At 39.4% G+C, this 13,184-nt stretch carries 17 protein-coding genes; 11 read left to right on the top strand and 6 right to left on the bottom strand.

The features are described 5' to 3' along the window. From A3G3_RS14605 to A3G3_RS14490, 7 genes are all read left to right on the top strand, one after another. On the top strand, positions 1-652 hold a 652-nt coding region (locus A3G3_RS14605; RefSeq protein WP_040631390.1), incomplete at its 5' end, for an SEL1-like repeat protein. 61 nt (positions 653-713) lie between these two features. Next, positions 714-1,145 (top strand): hypothetical protein, encoded by a 432-nt coding sequence (locus A3G3_RS0106415; protein ID WP_019519716.1) that lies wholly within the window; start codon positions 714-716, stop codon positions 1,143-1,145. Positions 1,146-1,219: 74 nt separating this feature from the next. Next, on the top strand, positions 1,220-1,744 hold the full coding sequence (locus A3G3_RS0106420) for a DUF4189 domain-containing protein (protein ID WP_019519717.1): 525 nt from the start codon (positions 1,220-1,222) through the stop codon (positions 1,742-1,744). 159 nt (positions 1,745-1,903) lie between these two features. After that, positions 1,904-2,443, top strand: a complete 540-nt coding sequence (locus tag A3G3_RS0106425; RefSeq protein WP_019519718.1) for a DUF4189 domain-containing protein — start codon at positions 1,904-1,906, stop codon at positions 2,441-2,443. A gap of 70 nt (positions 2,444-2,513) precedes the next feature. Further along, positions 2,514-2,993, top strand: a complete 480-nt coding sequence (locus tag A3G3_RS0106430; protein ID WP_019519719.1) for a hypothetical protein — start codon at positions 2,514-2,516, stop codon at positions 2,991-2,993. A 21-nt stretch (positions 2,994-3,014) separates the two neighbouring features. Next, complete coding sequence (locus A3G3_RS0106435) at positions 3,015-3,290, top strand: hypothetical protein (RefSeq protein ID WP_019519720.1); 276 nt, start codon at positions 3,015-3,017, stop codon at positions 3,288-3,290. An 86-nt stretch (positions 3,291-3,376) separates the two neighbouring features. Next, complete coding sequence (locus A3G3_RS14490; protein WP_019519721.1) at positions 3,377-3,523, top strand: hypothetical protein; 147 nt, start codon at positions 3,377-3,379, stop codon at positions 3,521-3,523. Positions 3,524-3,529: 6 nt separating this feature from the next. Here A3G3_RS14490 and purE read toward each other — a convergent pair whose 3' ends face one another. Next, a complete protein-coding gene (gene purE / locus A3G3_RS0106445; protein ID WP_019519722.1) occupies positions 3,530-4,063 on the bottom strand; it encodes a 5-(carboxyamino)imidazole ribonucleotide mutase in 534 nt (177 codons plus the stop codon). An 884-nt stretch (positions 4,064-4,947) separates the two neighbouring features. Next, positions 4,948-5,418 (bottom strand): glycine-rich domain-containing protein, encoded by a 471-nt coding sequence (locus A3G3_RS0106455; RefSeq protein ID WP_019519724.1) that lies wholly within the window; start codon positions 5,416-5,418, stop codon positions 4,948-4,950. A 62-nt stretch (positions 5,419-5,480) separates the two neighbouring features. On the opposite strand from A3G3_RS0106455, the gene A3G3_RS0106460 reads away from it, so the two are divergent. After that, positions 5,481-5,738, top strand: coding sequence for a helix-turn-helix domain-containing protein (locus tag A3G3_RS0106460; RefSeq protein WP_019519725.1), 258 nt, complete (start codon positions 5,481-5,483; stop codon positions 5,736-5,738). 50 nt (positions 5,739-5,788) lie between these two features. Here the strand turns inward: A3G3_RS0106460 and uvrA are convergent, their stop codons facing one another. Both uvrA and A3G3_RS0106470 read right to left on the bottom strand, forming a co-directional pair. Then, positions 5,789-8,635 carry an excinuclease ABC subunit UvrA gene (gene uvrA / locus A3G3_RS0106465; RefSeq protein ID WP_019519726.1) on the bottom strand — a complete coding sequence of 949 codons (2,847 nt, stop codon included), beginning with the start codon at positions 8,633-8,635 and terminating at the stop codon, positions 5,789-5,791. An 80-nt stretch (positions 8,636-8,715) separates the two neighbouring features. After that, the gene (locus A3G3_RS0106470; protein WP_019519727.1) at positions 8,716-9,099 is read right to left on the bottom strand and encodes a transcriptional regulator; all 384 of its coding nucleotides are present in this window, start codon (positions 9,097-9,099) and stop codon (positions 8,716-8,718) included. 106 nt (positions 9,100-9,205) lie between these two features. On the opposite strand from A3G3_RS0106470, the gene A3G3_RS0106475 reads away from it, so the two are divergent. Beyond that, positions 9,206-9,838, top strand: coding sequence for a hypothetical protein (locus tag A3G3_RS0106475; protein ID WP_019519728.1), 633 nt, complete (start codon positions 9,206-9,208; stop codon positions 9,836-9,838). A gap of 52 nt (positions 9,839-9,890) precedes the next feature. Here the strand turns inward: A3G3_RS0106475 and A3G3_RS14925 are convergent, their stop codons facing one another. Beyond that, a complete protein-coding gene (locus tag A3G3_RS14925; RefSeq protein WP_407635255.1) occupies positions 9,891-9,998 on the bottom strand; it encodes a hypothetical protein in 108 nt (35 codons plus the stop codon). A 93-nt stretch (positions 9,999-10,091) separates the two neighbouring features. On the opposite strand from A3G3_RS14925, the gene modA reads away from it, so the two are divergent. After that, the gene (modA, locus tag A3G3_RS0106480) at positions 10,092-10,850 is read left to right on the top strand and encodes a molybdate ABC transporter substrate-binding protein (RefSeq protein ID WP_019519729.1); all 759 of its coding nucleotides are present in this window, start codon (positions 10,092-10,094) and stop codon (positions 10,848-10,850) included. A gap of 73 nt (positions 10,851-10,923) precedes the next feature. On the opposite strand, the gene nfuA is transcribed toward modA, so the two are convergent. After that, positions 10,924-11,565 carry a Fe-S biogenesis protein NfuA gene (nfuA, locus tag A3G3_RS0106485; RefSeq protein ID WP_019519730.1) on the bottom strand — a complete coding sequence of 214 codons (642 nt, stop codon included), beginning with the start codon at positions 11,563-11,565 and terminating at the stop codon, positions 10,924-10,926. Between the two features lie 280 nt (positions 11,566-11,845). Here nfuA and A3G3_RS0106495 point away from each other — a divergent pair, with 280 nt between their 5' ends. After that, the gene (locus tag A3G3_RS0106495) at positions 11,846-12,934 is read left to right on the top strand and encodes a bifunctional nicotinamide-nucleotide adenylyltransferase/Nudix hydroxylase (RefSeq protein WP_019519732.1); all 1,089 of its coding nucleotides are present in this window, start codon (positions 11,846-11,848) and stop codon (positions 12,932-12,934) included. Positions 12,935-13,184: the final 250 nt, after the last annotated feature.

Genomic DNA, 13,184 nt, shown 5'->3' on the forward strand with positions numbered 1-13,184 from the left:
TGCGATGAATAATTATGCCAATTATTTAAGCGAAGATGACGCCTTAGCATGGTATAAAAAGGCGAGCGAATTAAATCAACCGCACGCCAAAATGGCTTTGGCAATGTATTATATTAACAGCAAAAGCAATATTCAAAAAGGCGTGGATTTGTTATTAGAGCTTGGTGAAAATGGCTTTGCTCCTGCTTATCTTTTATTATCGCAATTGTCTGACGAATTGCCTACGGACATTTATCAAAAACTGTATCCCAATAAAAAAGGCTCAGTCCATCATATCATCAAATCTGCCGAAATGGGATATAGCCACGCCCAAGTGTATTTGGCACAGTTTTCTGGTATGTTATTTTTCTTTGGGGCGGATATTGACGAAAATGGCGAAAAAGCCGATGATGACAATGCGATATTATCAAAATCAAAACAAAATATCGTCAATTCTTATGGCTGGGCAAAACGAGCCTGTAATAATGGCAATGAGTTGGGCTGTCAATCCGCAGAATATTATGATGAGTTAAGAACTCGGGATTTAAGCGAGTTTAAAAAAGAATGCGAAAGCCAAACAGACCAAAAATTAAAACAAGACTTTTGCCGAGCCTATGAATTTAATAATGACATCAAAAACGAGCTAGACAATATATACAAACGCTATGAATGATGAGTTAATCAAATTTTAATGTCGTTTTTTAATTCAGTTTTAATTTACTTAAAAGAAAACCATGAAAAAATTTATTTTACCTTTAACCCTTGCTTTAATCGCAAGTCCTGCCTTTGCCGAAACGGTGTTTTTGTGCGATACTACAAACGGCAAACAAATTAAGCTTATAGATAATGGCAATTCATTTACTTATGAGTTTAGCAAGGGCAAAAAGACCGAGCTTAACTTTTCTATTGCCAAACATAAAATTGACTACACAGAAGGGGCTTGGAAGGCAGAAAGTGGGTATTATTGGACAATGCCTTATAAAGGCAATACCTACACCGTCTTTTCTAGTATGATTAATTTGGACGAAAATAGTAAAGAATTCTCAGAGCCTAAAAAAGAAGCAGGGATCATTGTCAATCAAGACAAACCCAATTCAAAAACCATTTTGTGCAATCCCAAACAAATTAAAGTTGATGAGCTTGAAAATTATGGTACACCAAACTAATTTTTAAGCCAAAAACTAAAACGGTGCGTTGTACACACCTTAGGATTTAATCTTAACTTTAAAAGGAAAAATTTATGAAAATTTTAAAACTCTCCGCCACCGCCCTAATCATCGCAGGGGCAAATATGTTATTAAGCCAATCGGCTTTGGCGTGCCAAGACGGTGGTTCTGGGCGTTGTGGCAATGTTGGCTGGACAGGAAATCGTGATAATAGTGCATATTATGGCGGTTATGGCAATTCTGGCGGTGGCTATAGCGGTGGTTATATTGACAAGTATTTGGGGCTTGCGTGGACAAAAGACGGTAAACCATTCTTTTATAATGCACAATATCGTACTAACTATGGCTTTACAGAAAACCATTTTAAACAAAGTGATGCTGACACACTATATGAATGCAATAAAAGCAGTCGCCGTAGCCCTTGCAAATTTGCCACCTCGTGGATAAATGGCTGTATCGCCATCGCCAAAGTTGGTGAGGTGATGTATAGCGACGGCGGTGCAACTTGCAATGAAGCCAAACAAAAAGCAATGCAACTTTGCCAAGCCTACGATAGCAATCCTAATGCTTGTAAAATTTACAAAACCAGAAAGTCTTAATTTTTTAAGTCTAATTCATTAAAAAAAATTGGGCGAAAGTGTTTATTTTTATTCGCCCAAAAAAGTAAGGTGCGTAATACGCACCATTAAAAACCTAAGACAAAAATGGTGCGTTGTACACACATTAGGATTTAATCTTAACTTTAAAAGGAAAAATTTATGAAAATTTTAAAACTTTCTGCCACCGCCCTAGTTATCGTAGGGGCAAATATGTTGTTTAGTCAATCGGCTTTGGCGTGCCAAGACAGTGGTTCTGGGCGTTGTGGTAATCAAGGATATTCAGGTAATACCTATAATGGCGGTTATGGTTATGGTAATTCTGGCGGTTATGGTAATGCTAATTCTGGTGGTTATAGTGGTACACAGCATAAATACATTGGGCTTGCTTGGACAAAAGACAACAAGCCATTTTTTGATAATAGCATCATGATTACACTGTCTGATACACCCACCGAAAATGATTGGACAATACAAGACAAGCTTACGCTTGGTCAATGCGAGCAAAGCAGTCGCCGTAGCCCTTGCAGAATGGCTCATTCTATGACAAATGGCTGTATCGCCATCGCCAAAGTAGGCGAGATGATGTATGCTGATGGCGGTGCAACTTGCAATGAAGCCAAACAAAAAGCAATGCAACTTTGCCAAGCCGAAGAAAATAATCCTAATGCCTGTAAAATTCATACAAGCAAAAAATCCTAATAAATGCCAAACACACCATTTAAAATAAATCTTTAAATGGTGTGTGCCAATTCATTTAAGAGAAATTTTAATGAAAAAACTTACTTTATCTACCATAGCCTTAATCGCTTTTGCCAATTTATCAGGCTGTATGTCCATCGTCTCTGAAATTAAAAATGAGCGAGAAAAAGCCGTTGCCGACTGTGATAAATTCCCAAAAATTAAAGGGCATCATTTGACCTATTGCCCGAACACCCATTATGCCATCGCCAAAAAAGATATGGGGCAATACACGCTTATCAAACCGACAGGCGAAATGAGTGCTTATTATGATAATATAAATTTTTCAACTCGTCATAAAGAGCAGTTTTATTTTATTGTCAAGCAAAATAAGCAAATGGGCGTGATGAATTTGGACGGAAAAATGATTTTGCCATTGGATAATTATACAGGTTTTATCAGTTATGATTATACTAATGGCTTTGCTGTTTGTGGGGCATTTGGCAGTATTGGCGATGCAGGCTATCAAAAAATTTGCTATGATGAAAATGGCAATAAAACCACAGCTTAACTGATTTAAAAGGAAACCGTGATGAAAAAGTTAATGTTATTCGCTTTAATAAGTACGGTTTTATGTTCTAATATTACCGTTGCCCAAACTTTTATCAAAATTCATCATTTACCCGAAAATATCAAAAGCCATGATGAATTGGTACAAATAACCACCCCCATCGCCAATTCAAATCCTAATTCTTACTATGCGTTTGAATTTGAATTGATTGGTGTGCCGAAAAATTTGGAGCTTATCTCGGTCAATGGTAACTATTGGGCGAATAATTGCTTTTATTCTTTATACGGTAAGCGATAATAAATATACGGTGCGTATTGATGATGATTATTGATAAAATTAAGATTATTTAAAAAATGGCGTGATATGTGAATGGAAACTCAATCATGGCGAATTTGTTTTTTGTCTTTGTCCAAAAAGACAATCCCAATTTAACCCAAAAAAATACCATGACCTTTGATGATTTTATCAAGAAAAACCACCCACAAAAGCCCTATGCTCTCATGGATTTGTCAATCATTTTATCAATTTAGGGGCAATCAATTCATAACGCCGGGAATAGGGTTATCCAAGATAGTTTGCGTTTGTTTGGCACGGAATTCAGCAACTTTGTCACCCAAGGTTGCATCGTTAATCGCCAGCATTTGCACCGCCAACAGACCTGCATTAAACGCTCCCGCCGTCCCAATCGCAAGTGTACCAACCGCTACCCCTTTGGGCATTTGCACAATGGATAACAGGCTATCCCAACCGCTTAGCATGGATGATTTAACAGGCACACCAAGCACAGGTAAATCGGTCTGTGAAGCACACATCCCCGGTAAATGTGCCGCTCCGCCTGCCCCTGCGATGATGACCGACAAGCCACGCGTTTTGGCAGATTTGGCATACTCAAACAGGCGATCAGGCGTGCGGTGGGCAGACACCACTTCGCATTCAAATGCCACGCCAAAATCGGCTAATATTTGGGCGGAATGTTGCATGGTTTCCCAGTCGGACTGAGAGCCCATGATGATGCCGACTTTTGGGTTGCCGTCTGGGGAATGGATGGGAGCTGGTAGTTGGTTTGACATTTTTTACTCCAAAAAATTATTTAAATTGTGCAGCTATTTGAATCATGATAATTACAATGATAAAAACACTTAAAAGAACGCCTATGTTAATTATCCAGCGTCTTTTATTACCTTCATTTAATTGATTATATAGCTTTGTTGGGTTTCTATTAATTGTTCAGCTAACTGTATTGGAACTTCAGTCATGCGTCCTTCATGATAGGCATGACGATTAATAGAAAACTTAACTTGATTGGTATTAAAACCCTTTTCATCAATATATTAAAACCCTTTTCATCAATATGATAATTCTTATCTCTGCTTAGTAGGTAATGATAAAGCTTAATTGATAAAAAATTTGCTAAAAGTTTATAAAAACTTAAACCAATCAACGCACCAATAAAAAAACCAGTTTTGAAAGCGGATATAACTATTTTAGCTTGATTTGGCATTAAAAAATAGATGATTGTAAACGATGCTACAAAAACAATCAACATATTGAAAAAAGATAACATCAGTCGCTCAGACTGATTGAAAAATCTGTTTTGTTGTCTAAAAAATAAATGTGATGTTTATAAACGCACTTGCCATTGAGCTGACCAATATACCAACAGATTTATTCACGAAAACCGCAATTAAAATTGAAAATACAATATCTAATAGACAAAAACATAATAGATAAGGTAGTAATGAAGCTTTTGATTGGTTGGGATACATGATTATCTTTTGTAAAATTATAAAATTACATTTTTTGGCAACATCGGACGCTTATCATCTTTTGTAAACATTTGGGAGTTGGTTTGTGAAAAAGGGGATTTATTGTACTGATTTTATAGGGGGTTGTAAATAAAAAAGCATAACTTGGGGTTATGCTTTTATTTTAGGTGTTAATGAAATAATTATGCTTATGCAACTCTTAATGTAGGTCTGATATCCATTGCATACATTGTTGTATTTGTTGGTGAACGTCTTCCACAATTTGGGCAACGTGCAGAGCCAACCCATAACTCACTTAATGAACCAAAGCGATTCTTGTATAAATTACAAGTTTCTTCCCAAGCATTTGATAAATTTTTTGCATCTTCTTCGCCACGCATCCCAAAATATGGGAAATGATGTAAAAAATACCCAAAAATTATTTGACAATCTTCAGCATATTTTTGTGTATCAAGGATATGTAAATGCCAAAAATCATCAATCATTTTTGCAGGGACGATGGCTTTATTTGTATAATCTAAACATAAGGTTAAGTATTTTTTATATTCTTCAGCGATTTGCTGAGCAAACTCTAAAGTCCACCCATAGCCTTCTTCGCTATCCATTGCTTTCACAATAATGGGGTCTAAATCTAAATTTTTGATTACATCGGGATACATCTTTTTGCCCCTATTTTGCACCTAAAACAGGTGCATTATATAATATCTCTATAATTATTGCAATGAAAAATTTACGATTATCCGTACATTCCCAAGAACATTTAGCCCTTAGAACCTTGTTGATTAATCGGCGGTTAGAACTTAACCTTAGCCAAAGAGCCTTAGCTACTAAGTTGGATGTAGTGTATTCTTTTGTGGGTAAAGTAGAAACAGGTGATAGGCGATTGGATATTTTTGAGTTATCTGTTTATTGTCAGGCATTGGAGTTGGATATTCAAGATTTGATTGTTCAGTTAAAAAAGCAAAACTATATAAAATAAAAAACGCACTAAAATTAGTGCGTCTTGATACGATTAATATTGAGTTAAAATTATTTTAACATCGGCTTTAAAAACCGCCCAGTATGCGATTTTTTGTCTTTAGCGACTTCTTCAGGCGTGCCTTCGGCAACAATTTCACCACCGCCACTGCCGCCTTCATAACCCAAATCCACAATCCAATCCGCTGTTTTTATCACGTCCAAATTATGCTCAATCACTACCACTGTATTGCCTTTATCTCGCAAAGTGTGCAAAATATCCAGCAGTTTGGCAATATCATGAAAATGTAGCCCTGTGGTTGGCTCGTCCAAAATATATAAGGTTTGTCCTGTATCCCGTTTTGACAGTTCTTTTGCCAATTTAACCCGTTGGGCTTCGCCACCTGATAGGGTTGGGGCAGATTGTCCTAGCGTGATATAGCTTAGCCCCACGTCCATTAACGCCTGTAATTTGCGGTGAATGGACGGAATGGCTTCAAAAAACGCGGTCGCATCTTCCACCGTCATGTTTAGTATCTCATTGATATTTTTACCTTTATAACGGATTTCTAGCGTTTCACGGTTATAGCGTTTGCCCTGACAGGCATCGCATGGCACATACATATCAGGCAAAAAGTGCATTTCTACCTTGATTAAGCCATCGCCTTGACAAGTTTCGCAACGTCCGCCTTTGACGTTAAAACTAAAACGCCCTGCCTGATAGCCACGAGCTTTGGCATCAGGCGTTTGGGCGAACAAATCACGAATATTGGTAAACACGCCTGTATAAGTGGCAGGGTTAGAACGTGGCGTGCGACCGATTGGGCTTTGGTCAATGTCCACCACTTTATCAAGATGTTCTAATCCTGTGATACTGTCAAATTTTTCCGCAACGTGGGTGGTGGCATTGTTGAGTTGCGTGGTGGCAAGTGGCAACAGGGTTCGGTTAATCAAGGTAGATTTGCCAGAGCCTGACACGCCAGTAACACAAGTCAAAATGCCAATCGGCAATTTTAAGGTAACATTTTTGAGATTATTGCCACTTGCCCCAGTCAAAGTGAGCATTTTTGGCTGACCTTTGTCGTCTTTTTGGGCTTGATGACGCACCTTTGGCACAGCAATTTTTTGTTTGCCTGATAAATATTGACCTGTTAAAGAGTTTTTATTTTTGGCAATCTCGTCCGCTGTGCCTTGTGCAATCACGCTTCCGCCATGCACGCCAGCCCCCACGCCAATGTCAATGATATGGTCAGCAAGGCGAATCGCATCTTCATCATGCTCTACCACAATCACCGTATTGCCCAAATCTCGCAAACGTGTCAAAGTCTGCAAAAGTCGGTCATTGTCTCGTTGGTGCAAGCCGATTGACGGCTCATCAAGCACATACATCACGCCCATCAAGCCTGCACCAATCTGACTGGCTAGGCGGATACGTTGGGCTTCACCGCCTGACAAGGTTTCGGCAGAACGAGCCAATGTCAAATAATCCAAGCCCACACTGACTAAAAATTCTAAACGTTCACGGATTTCCTTGATAATTTTATCGGCAATTTCGCCCTTTGCTCCGTGCAATTTTAACGATTGATAATAAGTTTGAGCATCGCCAATGGACTTTTGCACAATGTCAAAAATGGTGGTATTGTCAATTTGTACATGACGAGCGATTTCGTTCAAGCGTGAGCCATGACAACTGTCGCAGGTTACGTCCGCTAGATATTTTGCCAATTCATCACGCACAAGGTTGCTTTGCGTGGACTGATAACGGCGTTGCATATAGGGCAATACACCTTCAAACGCCACAGTTTTGGTGGATTTTCGCCCACGTTCGTCCACAAAATTAAAGGTCATTTTATCCTTGCCAGAGCCATTTAAAATAATTTGTTGTTGTTTTTTTGGTAAATCTTGCCATGCCATATCCATGTCAATTTTATAAAACTCGGCAACGGTTTGCAAAAGCCCGAAATAATAAGCATGGCGTTTATCCCAACCTGTGATTGCCCCTTGATTGAGCGATTTTTCAGGGTGGCTAATCAATTTTTCTGCTGAAAAATATTGGCGTTTTCCCAAACCATCGCACACAGGACAAGCCCCATGCGGATTATTAAAACTAAATAACTTTGGCTCAAGTTCAGCAACCGCACGGTCGCAAGCAGGGCAGGCGTGTTTGGCGGACAAAACTTGCTCATCTCGTTCACCGTCCATAAAATGCAAAATCGCAATATCGTTACCCAAATTCAGAGCTGTCTCCAAACTTTCTGCCACACGATTACCCAAGTCATCACGCACTTTAAAACGGTCAATCACCACATCAATAGTATGTTTAAAGGTTTTGGCAAGGGCTGGCACTTCGTCAATGTCGTACACCGTGCCGTCCACTCGCAACTTGGTAAAACCTTGACTTTGTAACTGTTCAATCACCGCCAAATGTTCGCCTTTTCGGTCGTCAATCACACGAGCCAAAATCATCAATTTGGTATCGGTGGGCAATGCCATAACCGTATCCACCATTTCGGTAACGGTTTGGGCGACCATTGGTAAATGGTGTTCTGGACAAAAGGGCGTTCCCACACGAGCATAAAGCAAACGCAAATAATCATAAATCTCGGTAATCGTGCCAACGGTAGAGCGTGGGTTATGATTGGTAGATTTTTGTTCAATGGCAATGGCAGGGGATAAACCGTCAATGCTATCCACATCAGGTTTATCCATTTGCGACAAAAATTGGCGTGCATAGGCGGACAGGCTTTCTACATAACGGCGTTGCCCTTCGGCATACAGGGTATCAAAGGCAAGGGATGATTTGCCAGAGCCTGAAAGCCCTGTGATAACCACCAGTTTATCTCGTGGAATGTCAAGGTCAATGTTTTTTAGGTTATGGGTTTTTGCCCCACGGATTTTGATAAACTCGTGCTGTGCCATGGTGTACTTCTTATTTTGCTAAAATGGGAAAAGATAGCTGTTTAATGGGGGAAATTGGGGGCGGTTTCAAGTATTAATATTCATTCTTTCTTTGGTAAAAGCGATGTTACCAAATCCATCACAATTTTTTGATGCGTAGGGCTTAATAAAGCAAAACCTTTAATAAGCAAGGCTTGGTCGCCAATCGCCCCTAACATGACTGGCTTGGTGTTATCGCCAAAGCGTAGCCATTGGCTATCCACAGAAAGCCAATTTGCCAACACTTGCAATTTATCTTGGCTAGGGATAGCCACGCCTGATAGCCAGTTACTCGCTGTTTGGATACTAATGGGTTTGCCGTCATATCGCTCGTTAAAGGCATTACGCAGGGCGGTCGGGCTTGGGCTGATATCGCAATTATTGAGTGCGATTTTTAGCCGTTGGCTAAATTCAGTTTTGATGTTTTGGGCTGGGTCATTTTTCATATCAATAAATTAACAGAAAATTATTCAAATTTTTATTGAAAATTTTATCAATCAATATTGGAATATGAAAACTTTTACATTTTTAACATTTCACAAGGATTTTCGTATGAAAAAATTGCTTGCTCTTTCAATCAGCTCAATACTACTTACAGCTTGTGGTGGTGGCTCGGACGGTGGTGCTACAAAATCAACGCCAACGCCTACAACACCAAGCATTCAAACCCCAACAACCAAATTACAAACTAACAATCCAAGCATTGGTCAAAAATTGGTCTTTGGTAATGGGGCGTTAAAAGCGGATAATATTGCAGGCAAAAAATATTATGCTCGTTATGCCTATTGCCCCACCCATTGTAGTGTGGGTGTCAATGTTGGTGAGATGAATTTTAGCCTTGAAAAAGATGGTGATACTTTTAAAGTCAGCCAAAACAGCGTCAGTGTGGATAAATTTGGTAATATTCACTTTTTTAAAAATGGACAAGGTGGTGTGCAATGGACACAAAAACGGGTAAAATATATAGAAAAGCTAATTAATGCTTTAGAAAAAGGTGATAGCCAAGAAGCGATTACCAATATGGCTTTACTTGCCAATAGCTTGTATGGTACGGATTTACAGAATATTAACTTGTTACCAGCCGATATTGATGAGTACCTAGTGCATATTGGCGTAGATAGCAATGCAAGATTGGCAATTAAAGATTATATTCAAGAGAACCTGCATCACATTAGGGAACTGTAAATTTGGTATCAACTAACATAATATAGTAGAAAGATTAACTTCTCTACTACATTTAAACGCTTAAAAATTCTATTCTATCCAACACAACGCTTTCCCCAGTCCACAATTCAAAACTTAACGCCCCTTGATTAATCAGCATTCCCAAGCCATCATAACAAATCGCCTGATTTTACCCACTTTAGGAGTATCGTTTTTTGCGATGAAATTGCTTATAATCAAAACAATTTTATCAAACTGATTTTAAAGGAAAAATATGAAAGCTTTATCAAAAATTGCCTTAACCGTCCTTGCATTTTTTTCCCTTTCCACCTTAACCGCCCACGCCGACGTTACCGTGTACGCTGCCACAAGTCTAACTGATGCCATGAGTGACGTGAACAAGCTTTACCAAAAAAAATACGGCACGCACGTAAAATCATCTTTTTCCGCATCATCAACCCTTGGCAAACAAATCCAAAATGGGGCAAAAGCAGACGTTTATCTATCTGCAGACATCGCATGGATGACACATTTACAAAACAAAAATTTGGTAAAATCAGCAAATCTTACCCATTTAGTCGGTAATCGTTTGGTAATTATCGCCCCAAAATCTAGCCCAATCCAAACCATTAACCTAAAAGCCCCAACCCTTACCAACCAATTCACAGGCAAACTTTGCACAGGTAACACCGACTCTGTCCCTGTCGGCAAATATGCCAAAACTGCGATGAAAAACCTAAACTGGTGGGGTGATGTACAATCTCGTATTGTCGGCACCTCAGATGTACGGTCGGCGTTAAACTTTGTGGATAGGGGCGAATGCGGACTGGGTATCGTGTACGCCACCGATGCCAAAATTGCCAAAAATGTGAAAGTAGTCGGCACATTCCCGCTCACCACGCACACGCCAATCATCTATCCTGTCGGACTTATCAATGATAAAAATACCGATGCCAAACGCTATTATCAGTTTTTACAAACGAGTGATGCCAAACAAATCTTTGTGAAATATGGATTCGAATATTTGAAATAGTTTTTAGTTTTTTTAAAAAACTACAAAGGTAACATATTGATTACGTTACCTTTTTTACTGTTTAAATGAAGGTTTATTTATAAAACGCATTGGCTTTATAACTATGGTCAGTTTCGTCAACCACTTGGGTGAGTTCAGGAATTTGTTGTTTTAGGGTAACTTCGACGCCTTGTTTTAAGGTCATATCCACTGCGGAGCAACCTTGGCAACCACCGCCAAATTTTAACACAGCGGTGACGCCAACGCCTTCTTCTTCAATCAAATCAACCAGTTGCACATTACCGCCATGCGATGCAAGGTTTGGGTTGACTTCCGCTTGTAGCACGTAGTTGATACGCTCTTCAAGGCTTGCATTTTCGCCAACTTGTGGCACTTTTGAATTGGGGGCTCTAAAAGTTAATTGTCCACCAAAACGGTCTTTGTTGTAGTCAATCACCGCATCTTGCAAATACGGAATAGACGGCGTGTCAATATATGCCGAAAACGCTGGGTAATCCAATTTTAAATCATCAGGATTATGCTCGTCAGGCTGGCTATAAGACATACAGCATTCCGCCCGTGGCGTGCCTGCGTGTTCCACAAAAATCCGCACGCCGATACCGTCCGTTTCTTGTTTGGCTAATAACTCTGTTAAGTATTGTTGAGCAGAATCGGTGATTTTGATATTGGTGGTTTTTTCGGTGATGTCCGCTTCGGTGGTTTGTTCAGTTGTCATGCGAGTTCTCGGTGTTTTGAATGTTTTTAACGATAAAATGAAAAGTTGAGCAGAATACTCAAGTTTATGCTTATATTATGGCATTGAAAAAAGATTTATCAAGCAAATTTTGTCAAATTATGCCTTAAAATAAAGTTAAAAAAACAACCACAAAAAATCGCTTGATTTTTTGTTGAAAACTGAGCAATATACTTGACAACCTTTTAATATTTTTCATTAATATTTTCCACCCTATCACTTTGGATAGACCGAAGTGGCTTTTTTCTGCAAGGAGCTTGCAATGACTGACCAAATTTTTGCTGTTGATGATAACGATTTAGCTACCAATCATTTTACCAAAGCTACTAACACAGATGGTTATGCCTATGATTATTTGGTGTTTATTGGGCGTTTTCAGCCGTTTCACCTTGGGCATAAATCGGTGGTGGATGAAGCGTTAAAACTCGCCAAACATGTGATTATTTTAATCGGTTCGGCAAATTTACCCAGAAGCACGCGTAATAGCTTTAGTTTTAGCGAGCGTCAGTCGATGATTTTGGGAGCGTTTTCATCTGCAGAAGCCAAGCGTATTCATTGTGTGGCGTTAGATGATGTGTTATATAACGATACTCGCTGGTTGCAATATGTACAGCAATGCGTGAAGTCGGTCACAGGTGATTTGTCAGCAAATATTGGGTTGATTGGGCATTCTAAAGATAGTTCGTCTTATTATTTATCGTTGTTTCCAAATTGGCAATCGGTCGCTGTGCCAAATTTTCACAATTTATCCGCCACGCCGATTCGTGAAGGGTTTTTGCTTGGGGCTGACCCACTCGTGGATTTAGTGCCAGAATCCACCGTGGCGGTGATGCGTGCGTTTAAGCAAACGGCAGAATTTGAGCGTTTGCACAAAGAAGCAGGTTTTATTGACAAATATAAAAAACAATGGGATAACGCCCCATATCCACCGACTTTTATGACGGTTGATGCGGTGGTGGTGCAGTCTGGGCATATTTTGCTGGTGGAACGGCGTGGTATGCCAGGACAAGGGCTGTGGGCGTTACCGGGCGGATTTGTTGATCCAAAAGAAACTTTGTTTGATGCGTGTATCCGTGAATTGCGTGAAGAAACTCGCCTAAAAGTGCCAGACCCTGTATTGCGTGGTTCTCGCCATAGTCAGCATACGTTTGACGACCCTTATCGTTCGGCTCGTGGGCGTACGATTACGCAGGCGTTTTATTTTGTGTTAAAAAATGACCCAAAAGGTTTGCCACCTGTCAAAGGCGGTGATGATGCGGTGCGGGCGTTTTGGTTGCCGTTGGCACAGTTGCAAGCGGATAAAATTTTTGAAGACCATTATGCGATTATTTGTAAAATGGTTGGTTTATAGACAATTTTTAGGGAAAAACCATGTCTGATAGCCAAAAAAAGTTGATGAACACCAATACAAAAGTGACAAAAAATTATGATGACTATTTTTTTGATTTTTGTTTTCATGTTTTGGATTTAGTATTGATATTGCCAAGATTAATTGGTTGTTTTTTAATCAGAATGCTTTAAGTTTAACGAGAGTTTTTAGCGGATATTTCATCAACCCCAAGCCGATAGACGGTTTGGTTTTTTACAACAGAGGAGTTCTG

The sequence above is a fragment of the Moraxella boevrei DSM 14165 genome (assembly GCF_000379845.1).
Classification (GTDB): domain Bacteria; phylum Pseudomonadota; class Gammaproteobacteria; order Pseudomonadales; family Moraxellaceae; genus Faucicola; species Faucicola boevrei.

Coding starts and splice junctions, on each gene's coding strand:
- A3G3_RS0106415 (WP_019519716.1), top strand. CDS start 714: ATGAAAAAATTTATTTTACCTTTAACCCTTGCTTTAATCGCAAGTCCT.
- A3G3_RS0106420 (WP_019519717.1), top strand. CDS start 1,220: ATGAAAATTTTAAAACTCTCCGCCACCGCCCTAATCATCGCAGGGGCA.
- A3G3_RS0106425 (WP_019519718.1), top strand. CDS start 1,904: ATGAAAATTTTAAAACTTTCTGCCACCGCCCTAGTTATCGTAGGGGCA.
- A3G3_RS0106430 (WP_019519719.1), top strand. CDS start 2,514: ATGAAAAAACTTACTTTATCTACCATAGCCTTAATCGCTTTTGCCAAT.
- A3G3_RS0106435 (WP_019519720.1), top strand. CDS start 3,015: ATGAAAAAGTTAATGTTATTCGCTTTAATAAGTACGGTTTTATGTTCT.
- A3G3_RS14490 (WP_019519721.1), top strand. CDS start 3,377: ATGGCGAATTTGTTTTTTGTCTTTGTCCAAAAAGACAATCCCAATTTA.
- purE (WP_019519722.1), bottom strand. CDS start 4,063: ATGTCAAACCAACTACCAGCTCCCATCCATTCCCCAGACGGCAACCCA.
- A3G3_RS0106455 (WP_019519724.1), bottom strand. CDS start 5,418: ATGTATCCCGATGTAATCAAAAATTTAGATTTAGACCCCATTATTGTG.
- A3G3_RS0106460 (WP_019519725.1), top strand. CDS start 5,481: ATGAAAAATTTACGATTATCCGTACATTCCCAAGAACATTTAGCCCTT.
- uvrA (WP_019519726.1), bottom strand. CDS start 8,635: ATGGCACAGCACGAGTTTATCAAAATCCGTGGGGCAAAAACCCATAAC.
- A3G3_RS0106470 (WP_019519727.1), bottom strand. CDS start 9,099: ATGAAAAATGACCCAGCCCAAAACATCAAAACTGAATTTAGCCAACGG.
- A3G3_RS0106475 (WP_019519728.1), top strand. CDS start 9,206: ATGAAAAAATTGCTTGCTCTTTCAATCAGCTCAATACTACTTACAGCT.
- modA (WP_019519729.1), top strand. CDS start 10,092: ATGAAAGCTTTATCAAAAATTGCCTTAACCGTCCTTGCATTTTTTTCC.
- nfuA (WP_019519730.1), bottom strand. CDS start 11,565: ATGACAACTGAACAAACCACCGAAGCGGACATCACCGAAAAAACCACC.
- A3G3_RS0106495 (WP_019519732.1), top strand. CDS start 11,846: ATGACTGACCAAATTTTTGCTGTTGATGATAACGATTTAGCTACCAAT.